The sequence below is a fragment of the Segnochrobactrum spirostomi genome (genome assembly GCF_009600605.1).
GTDB classification, from domain to species: domain Bacteria; phylum Pseudomonadota; class Alphaproteobacteria; order Rhizobiales; family Segnochrobactraceae; genus Segnochrobactrum; species Segnochrobactrum spirostomi.
Map to the genome: position 1 here is coordinate 3,159,663 of NZ_VWNA01000001.1, position 18,080 is coordinate 3,177,742.

Annotated in this window: 13 protein-coding genes and 1 pseudogene; 11 read left to right on the forward strand and 3 right to left on the reverse strand. The window is 70.0% G+C overall.

Annotated features, from left to right (window positions below):
* Positions 1-146 precede the first annotated feature (146 nt).
* From F0357_RS14325 to F0357_RS14360, 8 genes and pseudogenes are all read left to right on the forward strand, one after another.
* Complete coding sequence (locus F0357_RS14325; protein ID WP_153483105.1) at positions 147-1,067, forward strand: D-alanine--D-alanine ligase; 921 nt, start codon at positions 147-149, stop codon at positions 1,065-1,067.
* Positions 1,064-1,957: a cell division protein FtsQ/DivIB gene (locus F0357_RS14330; protein ID WP_153483108.1), complete on the forward strand. Its 894-nt coding sequence runs from the start codon at positions 1,064-1,066 to the stop codon at positions 1,955-1,957. Before F0357_RS14325 ends, F0357_RS14330 begins: the two co-directional genes overlap by 4 nt.
* Positions 1,958-1,980: 23 nt before the next feature.
* Positions 1,981-3,274, forward strand: a pseudogene (gene ftsA, locus F0357_RS14335) (cell division protein FtsA).
* A 137-nt stretch (positions 3,275-3,411) separates the two neighbouring features.
* A complete protein-coding gene (ftsZ, locus tag F0357_RS14340; protein WP_153483119.1) occupies positions 3,412-5,169 on the forward strand; it encodes a cell division protein FtsZ in 1,758 nt (585 codons plus the stop codon).
* Positions 5,170-5,582: 413 nt separating this feature from the next.
* Positions 5,583-6,605, forward strand: a complete 1,023-nt coding sequence (gene lpxC, locus F0357_RS14345; RefSeq protein WP_281350355.1) for a UDP-3-O-acyl-N-acetylglucosamine deacetylase — start codon at positions 5,583-5,585, stop codon at positions 6,603-6,605.
* Between the two features lie 446 nt (positions 6,606-7,051).
* Positions 7,052-7,939: an outer membrane protein assembly factor BamD gene (locus tag F0357_RS14350; RefSeq protein ID WP_153486995.1), complete on the forward strand. Its 888-nt coding sequence runs from the start codon at positions 7,052-7,054 to the stop codon at positions 7,937-7,939.
* 31 nt (positions 7,940-7,970) lie between these two features.
* Positions 7,971-9,650 (forward strand): DNA repair protein RecN, encoded by a 1,680-nt coding sequence (recN, locus tag F0357_RS14355; RefSeq protein ID WP_153483132.1) that lies wholly within the window; start codon positions 7,971-7,973, stop codon positions 9,648-9,650.
* 126 nt (positions 9,651-9,776) lie between these two features.
* On the forward strand, positions 9,777-12,227 hold the full coding sequence (locus F0357_RS14360) for a membrane-bound PQQ-dependent dehydrogenase, glucose/quinate/shikimate family (protein WP_153483141.1): 2,451 nt from the start codon (positions 9,777-9,779) through the stop codon (positions 12,225-12,227).
* Here F0357_RS14360 and F0357_RS14365 read toward each other — a convergent pair.
* From F0357_RS14365 to F0357_RS14375, 3 genes are read right to left on the reverse strand one after another with little or no spacing between them, the layout of a single operon-like run.
* On the reverse strand, positions 12,224-13,066 hold the full coding sequence (locus F0357_RS14365) for a heme ABC transporter ATP-binding protein (protein WP_153483144.1): 843 nt from the start codon (positions 13,064-13,066) through the stop codon (positions 12,224-12,226). The two genes, F0357_RS14360 and F0357_RS14365, sit on opposite strands and share 4 nt — an antisense overlap.
* An 11-nt stretch (positions 13,067-13,077) precedes the next feature.
* Positions 13,078-14,172, reverse strand: coding sequence for a FecCD family ABC transporter permease (locus F0357_RS14370; RefSeq protein WP_153483146.1), 1,095 nt, complete (start codon positions 14,170-14,172; stop codon positions 13,078-13,080).
* Entirely contained in the window at positions 14,169-15,116 is a 948-nt protein-coding gene (locus F0357_RS14375; protein ID WP_153483148.1) for a heme/hemin ABC transporter substrate-binding protein, read from the reverse strand. The genes F0357_RS14370 and F0357_RS14375 overlap by 4 nt, the downstream gene beginning before the upstream one ends.
* A gap of 347 nt (positions 15,117-15,463) precedes the next feature.
* Here F0357_RS14375 and hmuQ point away from each other — a divergent pair, with 347 nt between their 5' ends.
* The 3 genes from hmuQ to F0357_RS14390 all read left to right on the forward strand — a co-directional run bounded on the left by hmuQ (position 15,464) and on the right by F0357_RS14390 (position 18,074).
* Positions 15,464-15,784, forward strand: coding sequence for a heme-degrading protein HmuQ (hmuQ, locus tag F0357_RS14380; protein ID WP_153483150.1), 321 nt, complete (start codon positions 15,464-15,466; stop codon positions 15,782-15,784).
* An 88-nt stretch (positions 15,785-15,872) separates the two neighbouring features.
* Positions 15,873-17,204 (forward strand): LLM class flavin-dependent oxidoreductase, encoded by a 1,332-nt coding sequence (locus F0357_RS14385; protein WP_153483152.1) that lies wholly within the window; start codon positions 15,873-15,875, stop codon positions 17,202-17,204.
* Positions 17,205-17,306: 102 nt separating this feature from the next.
* A complete protein-coding gene (locus tag F0357_RS14390; RefSeq protein ID WP_153483154.1) occupies positions 17,307-18,074 on the forward strand; it encodes an SDR family NAD(P)-dependent oxidoreductase in 768 nt (255 codons plus the stop codon).
* The last annotated feature ends 6 nt before the right edge of the window (positions 18,075-18,080 follow it).

The window sequence follows — 18,080 nt, forward strand, 5'->3', positions numbered from 1 at the left end:
ACCCTCCCCCTGGCAGGGGAGGGTGGGTGCCGTGGGATGAGGCGCCGTGAACGCGCGCCCCGAGCGGCGCCTTTTTGAGAATCAGCAGCGCGAGCCTCGCTCGCGGTCACGGCCGGTTGAGACGGCCGCCTTAACGGAGAGCAAGCATGGCCGGACCGAAGCACGTCGCCGTTCTGATGGGGGGCTGGGCGAGCGAGCGTCCCGTGTCGCTCAAGTCCGGCGCCGCCTGCGCCGATGCCCTCGAATCACGCGGCTATCGGGTGACGCGAATCGACGTCGATCGCACGATCGCCAACGTCCTCACCGACCTGAAGCCCGATGTCGCCTTCAACGCCCTCCACGGCCCGTTCGGGGAGGACGGCACGGTGCAGGGTGTTCTGGAAATCCTTGCGATTCCCTATACGCATTCCGGCGTGCTCGCCTCCGCGCTCGCCATGAACAAGGCCAAGGCGAAGGACGTTTTCCACGGTGCGGGCCTGCCCGTGCTGCCGAACCTCCTGGTTAACAGATCGGATGCGGCGCGCGCCCACGTGCTGCCGCCGCCCTACGTGCTGAAACCGGTCTGCGAGGGCTCCTCGTTCGGCGTTTTGATCGTCCGCGAGGACGCCGTGCATCCGCCCCAGGAGCTCTATCGCGAGGACTGGCGCTACGGCGAAATTCTGCTTGCGGAACGGTACGTTCCGGGCCGCGAGCTGACCTGCGCGGTGATCGACGGCGAGCCCTCCGAGATCATCGAGATCGTGCCGACCGGCCACGCCTTCTACGATTATGACGCAAAGTATGTGGTTGGCGGCTCCCGGCACGAGCTTCCGGCAAAAGTTAAACCGAATATTTACCAAACTATCCAAAAGCTGACTCTCGCGGCGCATGAGGCGCTGGGGTGTCGAGGGGTTTCGCGGGCGGACTTCCGCTACGACGATTCCGCCGACGAAGTGATCCTCCTCGAGGTTAACACCCAGCCCGGAATGACCGCGACCTCGCTGGTACCGGAGCTCGCCGCGTACCGCGGCATGGATTTCCCCGCTCTCGTGAGCTGGATGGTGGAGGACGCAAGTTGCGGTCGATGACGCGCTCCCTGACGGACGACAAGGCCTGGCCCGCGGTGGCCGGGGCGCGCCGTCCGTTTGCGCGTCGCAGCCGCCGCTGGCTCAACCGGATGTTCGAGCGGCTCGAAGCCGTTCCCCTCGGCACCGGAACCGCCGGTGCCGTCACCTTCCTCGGCCTCACGGTCGCCTACGGCGTGATCGTCGGCGGTCATTGGTCCGACGTCGTGGACATGGCGACCGCCCATTCCGGCTTCGCCATCGAATCGGTGAAGATGAGCGGCCAGTACGAGACCTCTGATTCGGCCCTGCTCGCCGCGCTCGGTATCGATCCCGGCGTGTCGCTCGTCGCCTTCGACGTCGGCGATGCGCGCCAGCGCGTGATGGCGCTGCCGTGGGTCGACAAGGCCTCGATCCAGAAACTCTATCCCGACACGTTGTCGGTCGTCGTCACCGAGCGGACGCCGTTCGCGCTGTGGTTCGTCAACGGTGCCTATTCGCTGATCGACCGCACCGGGCGGGTGATCGCGGAGGGCGTCGATCCGACCCCTTACAAGCTTCCCGTGGTCGCCGGCTCCGGCGCGCCCGAGGGTGCCGCCACGATCCTGTCGGCGCTGAAGGGCATGCCGGGCATCGGCGGCCGTACCCGTGCCGTGGTGCGGATCGGCGAGCGGCGCTGGGACGTCGTCCTCAAGGACGGCATCACCATCGAGCTTCCCGAGGATCAGCCTGAGGCCGCGCTCGCCGATCTCGTCAAGATCGACGCCGAGAGCGGACTGCTGTCGCGCAACATCACGGTGGTCGATCTGCGCCTGCCGGACCGCATCGTGGTGCGCATGCCCCACGATGTCGCCGAGCAGCGCCGCGACCTCCTCAGCAAGAAGCCGAAACACGCGAAGGAGGCGAACACCTGATGCGTCTCGGCTCCTCCGATTCCATGCGACTCAAGCCGCTGTCGAGCCGCCGCTCCGCGGTCGTCACCGTGCTCGATGTCGGCTCCACCAAGGTCGCCTGCATCGTCGCCCGCCTGAAGCCGCGCCCCGACGGCGACATCATGGGCGGTCGCACCCACGCCATCGAGGTGCTGGGCTACGGCTACCAGCGCGCCCGAGGCATCAAGTCCGGCGTCGTCGTCGATCTCGACGCGGCCGAGCAGGCGATCCGCCTCGCGGTCGATGCGGCCGAGCGGATGGCTGGCGTCACCGTCGAATCGCTGATCGTCAGCGTCACCTGCGGCCGGATCGGCAGCGAGCCGTTCACCGCCGCCGTGGACATCCCGACCGGCACGGTGAGCGAGGGCGACATCCGCCGCGTTCTGATGGCGGGCGGCGCCCACTCGATCTCGCCGAGCCGCACGGTCATCCATGCGATGCCGATCGGCTACAACATCGACGGCAACCGCGGCATCCGCGATCCGCGCGGCATGCTCGGCAAGCGGCTCGGCATCGATCTCACGGTCGTCACGGCCGAGACGGCGCCGCTGCGCAACCTGCTGCTCAGCGTCGGCCGCGGCCATCTCGACGTCGAGGCGATCGTGGCGACGCCCTATGCGAGCGCGCTGTCGACCCTCGTCGACGACGAGGCCGAGCTCGGTTGCGCCTGCATCGACATCGGGGGGCACGACCTCCATCGCGGTGTTCGCCGACAAGCACCTCGTCCATGTCGACGCGGTGGCGATCGGCGGCTCCCACGTCACCCTCGACATCGCGAACGGCCTCTCGATCCGCGTCCAGGACGCGGAGCGGCTGAAGACGCTGCACGGCAGTGCGATCGCCGGCAGCGGGGCGGAACGCGACGTGCTGACCGTTCACCCGGTCGGCGAGGACGAGATCCACGCCACCCACGTGCCGCGCGGTCACCTCAACCGCATCATTCGGCCGCGGGTGGACGAGATCCTGGAACTGGTGCGCGACCGCCTCGCGGCGTCCGGCTTCTCCGGCCGGATCGGGCGGCGGATCGTGCTGACCGGCGGCGGCAGCCTTCTCACCGGCATGCCGGATGTCGGCCGCCACGTGCTCGGCCGTTCGGTGCGGCTCGGCCGTCCCCTCGGGGTCGCCGGCCTGCCGGAAGCGGCGAAAGGACCCGCCTTCGCGGCGGTGGTCGGCCTGATCGTCTACCCGCAGGTCGTTCAATACGAGCAGATTCCCGTCCGTTTCCCGGCATCCCGCCTCACGGGAACGGAAGGGTACCTCGCCCGCATGGGGCGTTGGATCGGATTTCAAGGCGGATGAGCGTGACCGCCCCTCGGGGTGGAAAGTGTGTTGCAGCATGACGGCCAGCGGCGACGCCAAACCGGCATGACGGCGAGAGAGAAACTCAGGGACCTTCCGCAGGCGATGCGGGTGTTGGATCGGAATACGAGGCTGCCATGACCATCAATCTCAAGATGCCCGACATCACGGAGCTCAAGCCGCGGATCACGGTCTTCGGCGTCGGCGGAGCCGGTGGCAACGCCGTGAACAACATGATCGATTCCGGCCTTCAGGGCTGTGATTTCGTGGTCGCCAACACGGATGCCCAGGCGCTCGCCCTGACCAAGGCCGAGCGGATGATCCAGATGGGCATCGCGGTGACCGAAGGCCTCGGCGCCGGCTCGCAGCCGGAAGTCGGCTCGGCCGCGGCCGAAGAGGTGATCGACGAGATCAACGATCACCTCGCCGGGTCCCACATGGTGTTCATCACCGCCGGCATGGGCGGCGGCACCGGCACCGGCGGCGCCCCTGTCATCGCCCGCGCCGCCCGCGCGATGGGCATCCTGACCGTCGGCGTGGTGACGAAGCCGTTCCACTTCGAAGGCGCGCGCCGCATGCGCATCGCCGAAGCCGGCATCGAAGAGCTCCAGAAGAGCGTCGACACCCTGATCGTGATCCCGAACCAGAACCTGTTCCGGATCGCCAACGAGCGCACCACCTTCGCCGACGCCTTCGCGATGGCCGACCAGGTGCTCTATTCGGGCGTCGCCTGCATCACCGACCTGATGGTCAAGGAAGGCCTCATCAACCTCGACTTCGCCGACGTCCGCTCGATCATGCGCGGCATGGGCAAGGCGATGATGGGCACCGGCGAGGCCTCGGGCGAGAAGCGCGCCATGCAGGCGGCCGAGGCGGCGATCGCCAACCCGCTGCTCGACGAGACCTCGATGAAGGGCGCTCGCGGCCTTCTGATCTCGATCACCGGCGGCAAGGACATGACGCTGTTCGAGCTCGACGAGGCGGCGACCCGCATCCGCGAAGAAGTCGACGCGGACGCCAACATCATCCTCGGCGCGACCTTCGACGACAGCCTCGAGGGCATCATCCGGGTGTCGGTCGTGGCGACCGGCATCGATCGCGAGATGCGCGAAGACGCGAGCCCGGCCGAGACCCGTCTCGCCGAGCTGACCCAGCGCCTGCGCGGCGTCTCCGAGCCGCGTCAGGCTGCCGCCCCGGCGCCTGCGCCGCAGCCCGCGCCCCGCGCCGCCGCTCCGACCCCGAGCGCCGCCCAGCTCCGCGCGGCGGAAGCCGCCCGTGCCGCCGCGCTCGCCGCGGTGGAGGCCGATCTCGACCAGCACCGTTATGCGGCAGAGGAGCCGGCGGCCTTCGCCGGCGGCTATCTCGACCAGGCGGTCGACGAGGTGCTCGCCGCGGAGGACTATGGTCAGCCGATTGAGAGCCCGTACGCTGCGCCCCAGGCGGCTCCGCCGTCGCCGCGCATGCCGCGCCCGGAGGAGTTCCCGCCGCACACCCAGCGCGAGATGCGGGCCCCGGCTCAGGCGCCGCAGATGCCCCCGGCGGTGGAGGAGGTCGAGGACGACCGCCGTCCGCTCAGCCTGCTGCGCCGCATCGCGAACGGCCTGTCCCGTCGCGAGGAGCATGACGACGTGCCGAGCCGCGCCGAGGTCGAGCCCCCGGCGCGCGCCCAGCAGCCCCGCCAGGGCGGCTATCCCAACCAGGCCCGCCCGGCGCCCGCTGGTCACGCGCCGGCTCCGGCGAGCGAGTTCACCCGCCGGCCGGCCCAGCGCGCGCCGCAGCCGGACCCCTACAACCGGGCCCGCGGCATGGATGCCGAGGCTCCGTCGAGCCGGGCGCCCTCCCGCGAGGACGACCAGCTCGAGATCCCGGCCTTCCTCCGCCGCCAGGCGAACTGAGCGGACCGGAATTGAACGGGTGAGTACGCATTCGGCGGGGCCTCGGCCCCGCCGATTCGGCGGAAAGGACACGCCAATCTTACGGCGCTTCCTTCGGGTCTTATTTTAAGTTATTGTTTTATATTTGTTTTTTGGGTCGCGCTGCACCGTAACAATCGGTAAGCAAGCGTGATTTTGTTCGTGACCTCCCCCCGAGTACGGTCCTAGCCGTCAGGTCGGGTTCGCAGCGTGGCTGACGCGGCGCCTCCAGACCGAACGAAACGACGGCTTGTGTATTTGTAAGCCTCGAAGCCTTCGCAGACCTGCTCTCGATCGAGAGGCGGCGACGAAAGCTCCGAAGCGGGACCGCCGGGCACCGCCCGGCTCCGGGGAGTAGCGGAATGGTCACGATCGCCCGTGCGCAGGACAAAAGCTTGACGCTCGAGTCCGGCAAGACTTCGGAGCCAGTGAAGTCCGCGAAGCCGGAGGCGGCGCCGCGTGCCGCGAAGACGGCCCCCCGCAACTCCGAATTTCAGCACACCCTCGCGGGCCGTGTCAGCCTGACCGGTGTCGGCGTTCACAAGAACGCCCCGGCCACGGTGACGCTCAATCCCGCCGAAGCCGATACGGGCATCGTGTTCGTCCGCACCGACCTCGCCGACGAGGTGGTGATGGAGGCGACCTGGCGCTCGGTCTCGGCGACCGAGCTCTGCACCGTGCTCGCCGGTGCCAACGGCGCGACGATCTCCACGATCGAGCACCTGATGGCGGCGCTGCGCGCCCTCGAAATCGACAACGCGCTGATCGAGGTCGATGGACCCGAGATGCCGATCATGGACGGCTCCTCGGCCCCGTTCGTCGAGGCGATCCGTCAGGTCGGCGTGCTCAGCCAGGCCGCCCGCCGCAGCTTCGTCAAGGTTCTGAAGCCCGTCCGCGTCGAGATCGGCGACGGCTGGGGCGAGCTGTCGCCCTGCGCGACGACCCGTTTCGAGGTCGAGATCGATTTCGAGCTGAAGCCGATCGGCCGCCAGTCGATCGCCTTCGACCTGACGCCGGACGTGTTCGCCGACGATTTCGCCCGCGCCCGCACCTTCGGCCGCATCCAGGACGTCGAGCGGCTGTGGAAGATGGGCTTCGCCCTCGGTGCTTCACTCGAGAACTCGATTGCGGTTGCCGACGACCGCGTACTCAACCCGGAAGGCACCCGCTGGCCGGACGAGTTCGTTCGCCACAAGGCGCTCGACGCGGTGGGTGACCTCGCGCTTTCCGGCCTGCCGATCCGCGGCCTCTATCGCTCCTACAAGGGCGGCCACCGCATCAACGCCGCGGTTCTCCAGGCGCTGTTCGCCGACCCGACGGCTTACGAGATCGTGCCGGCCCCGGCGCACCCGCGCCGTGAGCAGGGCCACGCCGAGATCGCCGTCGCGGCTGCGGCCTACGGTCCGGAGCGCGGCTGATCCGCGCGCGACGGAAGCGAATCGCTTCGGCGTCGCCGTGTCGAGCCGCGCGCTCAACATTCTTTATTGAGAACGGAACGGCCGGTGCTCGAAGCACCGGCCGTTTTCGCATTGGGAGGGCGGCGCTCGCACGGCTTCGAGCGTTCCGCTTTTCTCCAGCCTTTTCGGGCCGTTCGGCCATGTTCCCGCCGCGGTCGTCGGGATCAGTCGCACGCTCGGTTCGGTGGGCGTGCGGCCCGTCCCGTCCCCGCGGCTGCGAGGGTGACGCTGCCGCCGCCATCGGTTAGAAGAGACGCCGCGTTTTCCGCCGAGCGGAGGCGGGCGACCGCGCTTCCGAGCGCGGGGACGGAAACGCTCAGGACGACCGGTCGGGGAGGCCGGGCGCCCTTTCAAGGTCTTTCGAGGAGAGTAGCGCGGTGCCGAACATCGGAGTGCGAACCGTCGAGATGAGCGAATCGTCCAACGCCCATTCATCGTCCGCCGCCGGCCGTCGCTGGCGCCACGCGGCGCTCGCCGGTGCGATCGTCACGGCCCTCGCGCTCGGCGCCTGCGGGGCGAAGAAGGACGACAGCCTCACCCTCGACGACACCCCGCCGGACCAGCTCTATAACCAGGGCCTCGCTCTGATGGCGAAGGGCGCCTACAAGGACGCCGCCAAGAAGTTCGAGGACCTCGACCGCCTCTATCCCTATTCCGAATATGCCCGGAAGGCGCTGGTCAACTCCGCCTTCACCTATTATTCGATCGGCAAATACCAGGACGCCATCAATCAGGCGAAGCGCTTCGTCACGCTTTATCCGGGCAATCCGGACGCGGCCTACGCGCTCTACATCATCGGCCAGTCCTATTATTCGCAGATCTCCGACGTCACCCGCGACCAGGAGACGACGTCGCGGGCGATGGACGCGTTCGACGAGCTGATCCGCCGCTTCCCCGATTCCGAATATGCCGACGACGCGCGCAAGAAGATCCAGATCGCGCGCGATCAGCTCGCCGGCAAGGAGATGGAGATCGGGCGATTTTATCTGGCGCGGCACGATTACACGGCCGCGATCAACCGCTTCCGCGTGGTGGTGACGGATTATCAGACCACCCGTCAGGTCGAAGAGGCGCTCGCCCGTCTGACCGAGGCCTATTATGCGCTGGGCGTCATCCCGGAGGCGCAGACGGCGGCCGCGGTGCTCGGCCACAACTTCCCGGACAGCGAGTGGTACAAGCGCGCCTACGAGCTCCTGAAGTCGGGCGGATATTCGCCCCAGGAGAACAAGGAGAGCTGGATCTCCAAGGCGTTCCAGAGCGTCAACCAGAGCATCAGCAACATCAAGCTGCTCTGATCGCGATTAAGGGTCGGGGGACCGGACGGTTATGCTCGTCGAGCTTTCGATCCGCGACATCGTCCTGATCGATCGCCTCGAGATCGGCTTTCGCCGCGGCCTCACGGTGATGACCGGTGAGACCGGGGCGGGCAAGTCGATCCTGCTCGATGCGCTCACGCTGGCGCTCGGCGGCCGGGGCGACGCTTCGCTCGTGCGCCACGGCGAGACGCAGGGCCAGGTGACGGCGGTGTTCGACGTGCCGGCCGATCATCCGGCGCGCCGGCTCCTCACCGAGAACGCGATCGATCCCGACGGTGACGTCATCCTGCGCCGCATCCAGGCGGCCGATGGCCGTACCCGCGCCTTCGTCAACGATCAGGCGGTCGGCGTCTCCCTCATGCGCGCGATCGGGGCCGCGCTGGTGGAGATCCACGGCCAGCACGACGACCGCGCCCTCGTCGATCCCGCCGCCCACCGCGAACTGCTCGATGCCTTCGGCGCGCTCGACGCCGAGCGCCGGGCGGTCGCCGAAGCCTGGACCGCGCGGCGGACCGCCGAGGCGGCGCTCGCGCGCCACCGCACGCGAGTCGAGGCGGCGCGGCGCGAGGTCGATTATCTGCGCGCCGCCGTCGAGGAACTGACCGAGCTCGGCCCCGAGCCGGGCGAGGAGGAGCGCCTCGCGAGCGCCCGCACCGCGATGATGAAGGTCGAGAAGGTTGCGGGCGACCTCAACGACGCCGCCGAGACCCTGAACGGCAGCGGATCGCCGATCCCCGAGATCGCCGGCCTCTGGAAGCGGCTCGAGCGCAAGGCCGCCGAGGCGCCGCATTTGATCGCCCCCACCGTCGACGCGCTGGGCCGTGCCCTCGATGCGCTCGAAGAGGCGCGCACCGGGCTCGACCATGCGCTCGCCGAGACCGCGTTCGATCCGCGTCAGCTCGAGAAGACCGAGGAGCGGCTGTTCGCGCTCCGCGCCGCCGCCCGCAAGCATCAGGTTTCCTGCGACGACCTGCCGGCGCTCGCCGAGCGCATGGCGGCCGACCTCGCCGAGATCGATGCGGGCGAGGAACGCCTCGCCGTGCTCGCCGCGGAGGTCGAGGCGGCACGGGTGGCCTACGATGCCGTCTCTGCCGTCCTATCGGCGCGGCGTCGCGAGACCGCCCGGGCGCTCGAGGCCGCTGTGGCCGACGAACTGCCGGCCCTGAAGCTCGAACGCGCGACCTTCCTGGTCGAGATGTCGTCCAACGCCGCCCAGGCGAGCGGCGACGGCATCGACGTAGTCGAGTTCTGGGTGCGCACCAATCCGGGCACCCGGCCCGGGCCGATGATGAAGGTCGCCTCGGGCGGCGAGCTGTCGCGCTTCCTGCTTGCGCTCAAGGTCGCGCTCGCCGATCGCGGCTCGGCGCCGACCCTCGTCTTCGACGAGATCGACACGGGCGTCGGCGGCGCCGTCGCGGAAGCGATCGGCACCCGGCTCGCCCGGCTTTCCCACGGCGTCCAGGTGATCGCCGTGACCCACGCGCCGCAGGTCGCCGCGCGCGCCGGCGGCCATCTGCTCATCGCCAAGGGGGCCGCCGGCTCGGTCGGCGACGAGGAACGGGTCGCGACCCGCGTGACGCCGATCGAGGGCGCGGTGCGCCGCGAGGAGATCGCCCGCATGCTCGCCGGCGCGACCATCACGGCGGAAGCCCGCGCCGCCGCCGAGCGGCTGCTCGCCGGCACGGAATAGGGCCGGAAGCATTGCGCCGGGCGCGCGATCGATACGACCCGCATTGAAAAGGGGGCCGGAGACGGAACGAATGCGGCGTCCGTGAGTAGGACAGCGGGGGTGGGAACGTACCCCGCGAGGTCCCTCATGTCCGCCACCGCGCCGTCCGACGTGCCGCCGCGCGCCGTCCCCGTTTCGCCCGGCCGCCCCAAGGGCGGCGACTGGGCCGCCATCATCCTCGGCATCGTCATCGTCCTGATCGGGCTTGCGCTCGTCATCGGCGGCGCGTGGCTGCTCTGGCTCGGCGGCTCGGCCTATTATCTCCTCGCGGGCCTCGGTCTTCTCGTTTCCGGTTATCTGCTCGCCCGCCGGCGAACGCTCGGCGCGCTTCTCTATGCGCTGGTCTATGCCGCCACGCTCGTCTGGGCGTATTGGGAAGTCGGTCTGCACGGCTGGGCCTTGGTGCCGCGCGTCGTCGGGCCGACGGTGCTCCTCGTTCTCGTGGCGGCGGTCTCGGCGCGGCTGCGCCCCTCGCGGCATAGCACGGGCGCCGCGCTCGGGATGGCGGTGGCCATCGTCGTCGTCGCGGCGCTGGCGACGTGGGGGATAACCCAGGCGAATGTGCCGCCCGCGCCCGAAGCGCTGCCGGCCGCCGCCGCCGCACCGATGCCGGACCCGTCGTCGATGCAGGTCGGCGCCGATTGGCCGGCTTATGGTGGGACCTACGCCGCGCGGCGCTATTCGCCGCTGACCCAGATCAACCGCGGCGATGTCGGCCGGCTCGAGAAGGTGTGGACCTACCACACCGGCGATCTGCCGAACGATCGGACGAAGAACACCTACGGCGCCGAGACGACGCCGCTCAAGGTCGGCGACACGCTCTATCTGTGCACGCCGAAGAGCATCATGATCGCCCTCGATCCGGCGACGGGCAAGGAGAAGTGGCGCTTCGATCCAAAGGTCCCGGACGACGCGATCCCCTACACAGCTGCCTGCCGCGGCGTCAGCTACTACGCCGTACCCGGTGCCGATCCGGCCTCCGCCTGCGCGACCCGCATCATCGAGGGCACGCTCGACGCCCGCTTGGTCGCCGTCGATGCCCGCACCGGCCGCCCCTGCGCCGATTTCGGCCAGAACGGCGAGGTCGACACCGCCCTCGGCATCGGCGAGCACGCGCCGGGCATGTTCTCCATCACCTCGGCGCCGACGATCGTGCGCGGCGTCGTCGTGACCGGCCATCAGGTGCTCGACGGGCAGAAGCGCGATGCCCCCTCCGGCGTCATCCAGGGCTACGACGCCGTCACCGGCGCGCTGCGCTGGGCCTGGGACATGGCGAAGCCTGACGTCACGGGCCTTCCGCCGGAAGGGCAGACCTATACCCGCGGCACGCCGAACATGTGGACAACCGCCTCCGGCGACGAGAGCCTCGGCCTCGTCTATCTACCGCTCGGCCTCTCGGCGGTCGATTATTGGAGCTCCGATCGCGCCGACGCAGAGAAGCGGTTCGCAACCTCCCTGGTCGCGCTGGACGTTCAGACCGGAAAGCCGGTCTGGCACTTCCAGACCGTCCACAACGACGTCTGGGATTACGATCTCGGCTCCCAGGCGACGCTCGTGGACTTCCCCTCGGGCAACGGCACGGTGCCAGCGCTGGTGCTGCCGAGTAAGCGCGGCGATCTCTTCGTGCTCGACCGCCGCACCGGCACGCCGCTCGTCGGCGTCGAGGAACGCCCGGTGCCGCAGGGCGGCGTCGAGCCCGATCAGCGGGCCAAAACGCAGCCGTTCTCGACCTATCACACCCTGATGAAGCCCGATCTGACCGAGGCCGACATGTGGGGCATGTCGCCGATCGACCAGATGATCTGCCGTATCGAGTTCCGGCAGGCGAGCTACAAGGGCATCTTCACGCCGCCCACCGTGAGCCCGCACTGGATCGAATATCCGGGCTACAACGGCGGCTCGGACTGGGGCGGCATCGCGGTCGACCCTCAGCGTGGCATCATCGTCGCGAATTACAACGACATGCCGAACTACAACCGCCTCGTGCCGCGGGCCGAGGCGGACCGCCTCGGCTGGGCTCCACGCGATCAGACCCGCGGTGAGATCGGCGGCGCCGAAGGGGCCGGCGATCCCCAGGCCGGCGCGCCTTACGCCATCAACGTCAATGCCGGCTGGCGGCAATCCTACACCGGGCTCCTCTGCAAGGAACCGCCCTATGGCGGCATCCGCGCGATCGATCTCAAAACCGGCAAGACGCTCTGGGATCATCCGCTCGGCGAGGCGCGCGGCAACGGGCCGTTCGGCATCCCCTCGATGCTGCCGATCACGATCGGCACACCGAACAACGGTGGCGCGGTCGTCACCGCCGGCGGGCTCATCTTCATCGCGGCGGCGACGGACAATCTCATTCGTGCCATCGACCTGAAGACGGGCGACGTGGTGTGGAGCGACGTGCTGCCCGGCGGCGGTCAGGCGACGCCGATGACGTACGAGGAGAATGGCCGCCAATATCTGGCGATCATGGCCGGTGGCCATCACTTCATGCAGACGCCTGTGAGCGATGCGCTCGTCGTCTACGCCCTGCCGCAGGGCGGCTAGGCGGAGGCACCGTCGAGCCGGGCGGCGACCTGCGGGAGCACGAACGGCACGCCGTCGCCCGGTACGCGGCCCGGTTCCAGGGCGACGGCGAACACGTCGCGCAAGAGCGCGGCGGTCAGCACCTCTGCGGGCGGCCCCTCGGCCGCGACGCGGCCGTCGGCGATCACCACGATGCGGTCGGCGTAGCGGGCGGCCAAGTTGAGGTCGTGAAGCACGACGACGACCGTGCCGCCGGCATCCGCTTCGGCCCTCGCGACGTCGAGAACGCGGAGTTGGTGGGCGAGATCCTGGCTCGCGGTCGGCTCGTCGAGCATCAGGACGCCGGGGCCGTGCAGCCGCGTCCCGGCCCAGAGCTGGCACAGCACCCGGGCGAGATGGGCGCGCTGGCGCTCGCCGCCCGAGAGGGCGTCGTGGAGCCGGTCGGCGCGGTCGGCGAGATCGACGGTCGCGAGCGCCCGCGCGACGAGGGCGGCGCGGTCGGCCGCCGCGAGGGGGAAATTCGGCACGGTGAGGCCGAGCTCGGCGATCTCGCGGACATTGAACGGGAAGGCGAGGGCGGTGGATTGCGGCAGCACGGCCCGCCGCGCCGCCGCCTCCGCCGGCTTCATCCCCGCGATCGGCCGGCCGTGCAGAATGACCGATCCCGCGCCCGGGACGATCTCGCCGCACAGCACCTTGAGCAGCGTCGACTTGCCGGCCCCGTTCGGGCCGACGATCGCCGTCACCGTGCCCGGCGCTGCTTCGATATCGAGGCCGTCCAGGATGGTGCGGCCGGCCCGCATGAGGCGCAGGCCGCGGCCGGCCAGCGCCGGTTCCGCGGCGGGAGGGGATGTCTGCATCCGGGGACCCTTCAGACGATGCCGGAGCGCTGGCGCAGCAAGAGCCAGAGGAAGAACGGCGCACCGATCGCCGCGGTCACGATGCCGATCGGCAGCTCGGCGGGGGCGACCACGACGCGGGCGATGGTGTCGGCGAGGAGCAGGAGGGCCGCGCCGGCGAGCGCCGAGCCCGGCAGCACGATGCGATGGTCCGGTCCGGCGGCGAGCCGCACCACATGGGGCACCACGATCCCCACGAAGCCGATGACGCCCGACAGCGCCACCGAGGCACCGACCGCGCAGGCGGCCGCCGCGATGGCGAGCCGCTTCGCCTGCTCGGTCGCAATGCCGAGATGGACCGCCTCGGCCTCGCCGAGCAGCAGCGCGTTCAGAGGCCGCGCCAGCAGCGGCGCGGCGGCGAGCGCGACGGCGAAGAAGGGCAGGGCGGCGGCGAGCTTCGGCCACGCCGCGCCGCCGAGGCTGCCGAGCGTCCAGAAGGTGATGTCGCGCAATTGCCGGTCGTCGGCGCCGAACACGATCAGCCCCGTCAACGCGCCGGCGAAGGCGCCGATGGCGACGCCGGCGAGGAGCAGGGTCGCGGTGGAGGTCTGCCGCTGGCGCGTCGCGATGGCGTAGAGCAGGAGGGTCGTGGCGAACGCGCCGATCACCGCTGCGACCGGCACCGCCTCGGTGCCGAGCAGGGCCACGACGGGCGCCAGCGCCCCGCCGCCCAGCGCGATCATGGCGACCGCCGCGAGCCCCGCGCCGGTCGAGGCGCCGACGAGGCCCGGATCGGCGAGGGGGTTGCGGAACAGGCCCTGCATCATCGCCCCGGTGATGCCGAGCGAGGCGCCGACCAGGATGCCGAGCACGGTCCGGGTCAGGCGGATGTCGACGAGGACGAGCCGTTCGCGGGCGATCTCCGGGCTTGCCGTGCCGCCGGCGAGGAGCGCGCGGACGACCCGCGGCACCGCGTCGAGACTGATGCCGGTCGGCCCGAGCGCGAGCGACAGGACCGCGGCGGCGACGAGCACCAGGGCCGCCCCGGCGAGGGTAAGGCGGCCGCGGCCGGTGCGGTCGCCGAGTGGCCGCGTCGCCGTGACATCGCGGGTCGTCGCGCTCGTCATGGCGCGGGGGCCGTGCAGGCGGGATCGAGCGCGCCGCACAGCGAAAGCAGGATCTCAGGCGAGCGGGGACCGAAGCCGAGAGCGCCGAGGCCGTCGACCAGCACGAGGCGCTTCGCCTGCGCCGCCGGCGAGCCGGCGAAGGCGGGCGCCGCGAACACCGTCTCGGCGGTGACCGGCGTCGGCCCCTGGCGCATCATGATGACGGCCTCGGGCGCGGCCTCGACCATCGCCTCGGTGGTCATCGCCTTGTAGCCTTTGATGCCCTTGGCGGCGTTCTCCGCCCCGGCGAGGCGGATCATCGCATCCGCCGCGGTGCCCTCGCCGGCGACCAGCGGCTGGCCGTCGCGGAGCGACATCACGAACACCACCCGGGGTGGCGTCGCGACCTTGGCGCGGGCGGCGGCGAGGCGGTCGAAGCCGACCTCCACCTCTTTCGCGAGGGCGTCGCCTTTCTGTGTCTCGCCGACCGCCTTCGCCACGAAACGGATGTGGTCTGCCACCGCCTCCGGCGTCTTGCGCCCGTCGAGCACGACGAACGGCACCGCGGCGCTCATCAGGACGTCGACGACCGGGGGCGGCCCGGCATCGGCCTCGGCGAGGATGAGCGTCGGCCCTTGAGACAGCACGCCCTCGGCCGAGAGAGCGCGGACATAGCCGACGGACGGTTTCGTCTTCAGGGCTTCGGGCGGATAGAGGCTGGTGTCGTCCACCGCGACGATGCGGTCGGCGAGGTCGAGATCGTAAAGGATTTCCGTGACGCTGCCGCCGATCGAGACGATCCGGCTGGTGTCGGTGATCTCCACGAGGCGCCCGCGGCCGTCGGTCACCGTCTCGCCGGCTTTGGCACGGTCGAGGCCGGCAGCGAGCGCGGCGAGGGTGAGGGCCAAGCTGATGGCGAACGCGCGCCGCTGCGGGGCGCCATAGCGCGGAGGAGTGCCGTTCATGCCGTCGTTCCGTTCTGGCTGGTGCGGCGCCGGGGTCGGCGGAGGACCGGCCCGCCCGCGCCGAAGCACGGAGCGAAGACGTAGCGCTGTTGCCAATCGCTCGCAACATATTTGCAAGTGAATGGCATTTGCGGTATCGCCGGAGGGCCAGCGTGGCGCCCGATCCGGGCGCGAGCGGTCTGGTGCGCGCGGGAACGGCCGAGGCCCGGCGACGGGCTTGCCCGGACGCCTCTCTGCAGGCTTCTGCTCTCAGGCTCTTGTTCTCAGGCTTGGCAGCGTCTTCCCCGCGCCCCATCTTGCCCGGTGCCGGCGGTTCGCCCGGCCCCCTATCATCAAGGAACGCCGCGATGTTCATCGCCATGAATCGCTTCAAGGTGCAGCTCGGGTCCGAGGAGGAGTTCGAGCGGGTCTGGCGCGAACGCGACAGCCATCTCGCGAGCGTGCCGGGTTTCGTCGAGTTCCACCTGCTCAAGGGGCCGACCCGCGAGGACCACACCCTCTACGCCTCGCACACCCATTGGCGCTCCAAGGAGGACTTCGAGGCGTGGACGCGCTCCGACGCCTTCCGCGCCGCGCACAAGGGGGCGGGCGAGCGCAAGCCGCTCTATATCGGCGGGCCGGAATTCGAGGGCTTCAGCTCCGTCGTCGCCCTGGTGCCGGCCGGCTGAGGGCTCCGGGCCGCTTGCCGACGTTCGACAAATATCGAACAATAGGTGGGCGGCCTCCGCCTCCCAGGGGCCGCTCACGGAGAGTTCCATGGCCGAGCGGCGCCGCCTGCATCTCGGGGCGTTCATGCGCCCCACCACGATCCACACCGGGGCCTGGCGCTATCCGGGCGCCTACCCGGATGCGAACTTCAACTTCGCCCACCTGAAGCGCTTCGCTCAGACGCTCGAGGCGGCGAAGTTCGACGCCTTCTTCATGGCCGACCATCTCGCCGTGCTGAACATGCCGGTCGAGGCCCTGAAGCGCAGCCACACCGTGACGTCGTTCGACCCCTTCGTTCTGCTGCCGGCGCTCGCCGCGGTGACGGAGCGGATCGGCCTCGTCGCCACCGCCTCGACCACCTTCGAGCAGCCCTTCCACGTCGCCCGGCGCTTCGCCTCGCTCGACCATCTGAGCGGCGGTCGCGCCGGCTGGAACATCGTCACGACGTCGAACCCCGACGCGGCCCTCAATTTCGGGCTCGACGAGCACATGGAGCACGACGAGCGCTATCGCCGCGCTCGCGAGTTCTACGATGTCGTGACCGGCCTGTGGGACAGCTTCGCCGACGACGCCTTCGTGCGCGATGTCGAGAGCGGGATATTCTTCGACCCGGACAAGATGCACGTGCTCGGCCACAAGGGGCCCTATTTCTCGGTCCGCGGCCCGCTCAACGTGGCGCGGCCGGTACAGGGCTGGCCCGTCATCTTCCAGGCGGGCGCCTCCGAGGCGGGGCGCCAGCTCGCCGCGGAGACGGCCGAGGTGGTGTTCGCCGGCTTCTCCGGGCTCGAGGACGGCCGCAAGGTCTATGCCGATATCAAGGGGCGCCTCGACCGGCTCGGGCGATCCCGCGACCATCTCAAGATCATGCCCGGCGCGTTCGTCGTGGTCGGCGACAGCGTCGAGGAGGCGCGGGAGAAGCGCGCCCGCCTCGATTCCCTGGTCCATTACGACAGCGCCATCGCCTCGCTCTCGATCGCGCTCGGCCACGACGTCTCCAAGCTCGATCCCGACGCACCGCTGCCGGACCTGCCGCAGACCAATGCGAGCCACACCGGCCGCGAGCGGGCGATCGAGCTCGCCCGGCGCGAGAACCTGACGGTGCGCCAGCTCGCCCAGCGGCTCGGCGGCTATTCGGGCCTCGCCTTTGTCGGCACGGCGCAGACGATCGCCGACGAGATGGAGGAGTGGCTCGTCACCGAGGGATCGGACGGGTTCAACATCATGTTCCCCTTCCTTCCCGAAGGGCTCGACGATTTCGTCGCGAAGGTGGTGCCGGAATTGCAGCGCCGTGGTCTGTTCCGCACCGACTATGAGGGGACGACCCTGCGCGATCATTTCGGCCTGCCGCGGCCGGGCAACCGGTTCTTCGCGGCCCCCTGAGCGGCGCCGCGCTTGAGTCGCGATTGCGTTCCGTCGGGTTCGGCGCACAATCCGCCCGCTACCCGAGCGCGCCCGTGCGACGCTCATGACCAGAGGCGGAAGATGGCAGGAAGACTGAACGGCAGGAGCACCCTCGTCTCCGGCGGCGCGGACGGCTGCGGCGCGGCCGCGGTGCGGCTCTTCGCGGCGGAAGGCGCGCGCGTCACCATCGTGGACCGTCAGCGCGACAAGGGCGAGGCGCTTGCCGCCGAGATCCGGGCAAGCGGCGGCGAGGCGATCTTCGCCGAGGCCGACGTCTCGCGCCGCGCTGCGGTGGAGGCCGCGGTCGCCGCTGCGACAGCCGCTTTCGGCCCCGTCACGGCGCTCTTCAACCATGCTGGCTCGATCGTTGTGAAGCCGTTCCTCGAGACCACCGACGAAGACTACGACTGGCTGATGGACGTCAACGTCCGCTCGATGTTCCTGATGACCCGCGCGGTGCTGCCGGGCATGATCGCGGCCGGCGGCGGCGCCATCGTCTGCACCTCGTCGATCTCGGCGGTCGCGGCGACCCCGGCCGAGGTGCTCTACGACACAACCAAGGGCGCGGTGCACATGTTCGCCCGGGCGATCGGCGTCGAGTTCCGCGACCGCGGCGTGCGCTGCAACGCCGTCTGCCCGGGCTTCATCGACACCGCCCACGGCCGCCGCGAGGTTCAGGCCCTCGGCGGCTTCGGCGTCGACGTGTCGGAAGCGGCGATGGCCGCCCAGCAGGGCCGCATGTGCCGCCCGGACGAGGTCGCGAGCGCCGCCCTGTTCCTGCTCAGCGACGAGGCGAGCTTCATCAACGGCACCCACCTCTTCGTCGACAACGCCTTCACGGCGATCTGAGGTACC

Bases quoted from the DNA above. Each gene is read 5' to 3' on its own strand.
- F0357_RS14385 (WP_153483152.1), top strand. From the start codon at position 15,873: ATGGCCGAGCGGCGCCGCCTGCATCTCGGGGCGTTCATGCGCCCCACC.
- F0357_RS14390 (WP_153483154.1), top strand. From the start codon at position 17,307: ATGGCAGGAAGACTGAACGGCAGGAGCACCCTCGTCTCCGGCGGCGCG.
- F0357_RS14325 (WP_153483105.1), top strand. From the start codon at position 147: ATGGCCGGACCGAAGCACGTCGCCGTTCTGATGGGGGGCTGGGCGAGC.
- F0357_RS14360 (WP_153483141.1), top strand. From the start codon at position 9,777: ATGTCCGCCACCGCGCCGTCCGACGTGCCGCCGCGCGCCGTCCCCGTT.
- hmuQ (WP_153483150.1), top strand. From the start codon at position 15,464: ATGTTCATCGCCATGAATCGCTTCAAGGTGCAGCTCGGGTCCGAGGAG.
- ftsZ (WP_153483119.1), top strand. From the start codon at position 3,412: ATGACCATCAATCTCAAGATGCCCGACATCACGGAGCTCAAGCCGCGG.
- F0357_RS14365 (WP_153483144.1), bottom strand. From the start codon at position 13,066: ATGCAGACATCCCCTCCCGCCGCGGAACCGGCGCTGGCCGGCCGCGGC.
- F0357_RS14370 (WP_153483146.1), bottom strand. From the start codon at position 14,172: ATGACGAGCGCGACGACCCGCGATGTCACGGCGACGCGGCCACTCGGC.
- F0357_RS14375 (WP_153483148.1), bottom strand. From the start codon at position 15,116: ATGAACGGCACTCCTCCGCGCTATGGCGCCCCGCAGCGGCGCGCGTTC.
- recN (WP_153483132.1), top strand. From the start codon at position 7,971: ATGCTCGTCGAGCTTTCGATCCGCGACATCGTCCTGATCGATCGCCTC.
- F0357_RS14330 (WP_153483108.1), top strand. From the start codon at position 1,064: ATGACGCGCTCCCTGACGGACGACAAGGCCTGGCCCGCGGTGGCCGGG.
- F0357_RS14350 (WP_153486995.1), top strand. From the start codon at position 7,052: ATGAGCGAATCGTCCAACGCCCATTCATCGTCCGCCGCCGGCCGTCGC.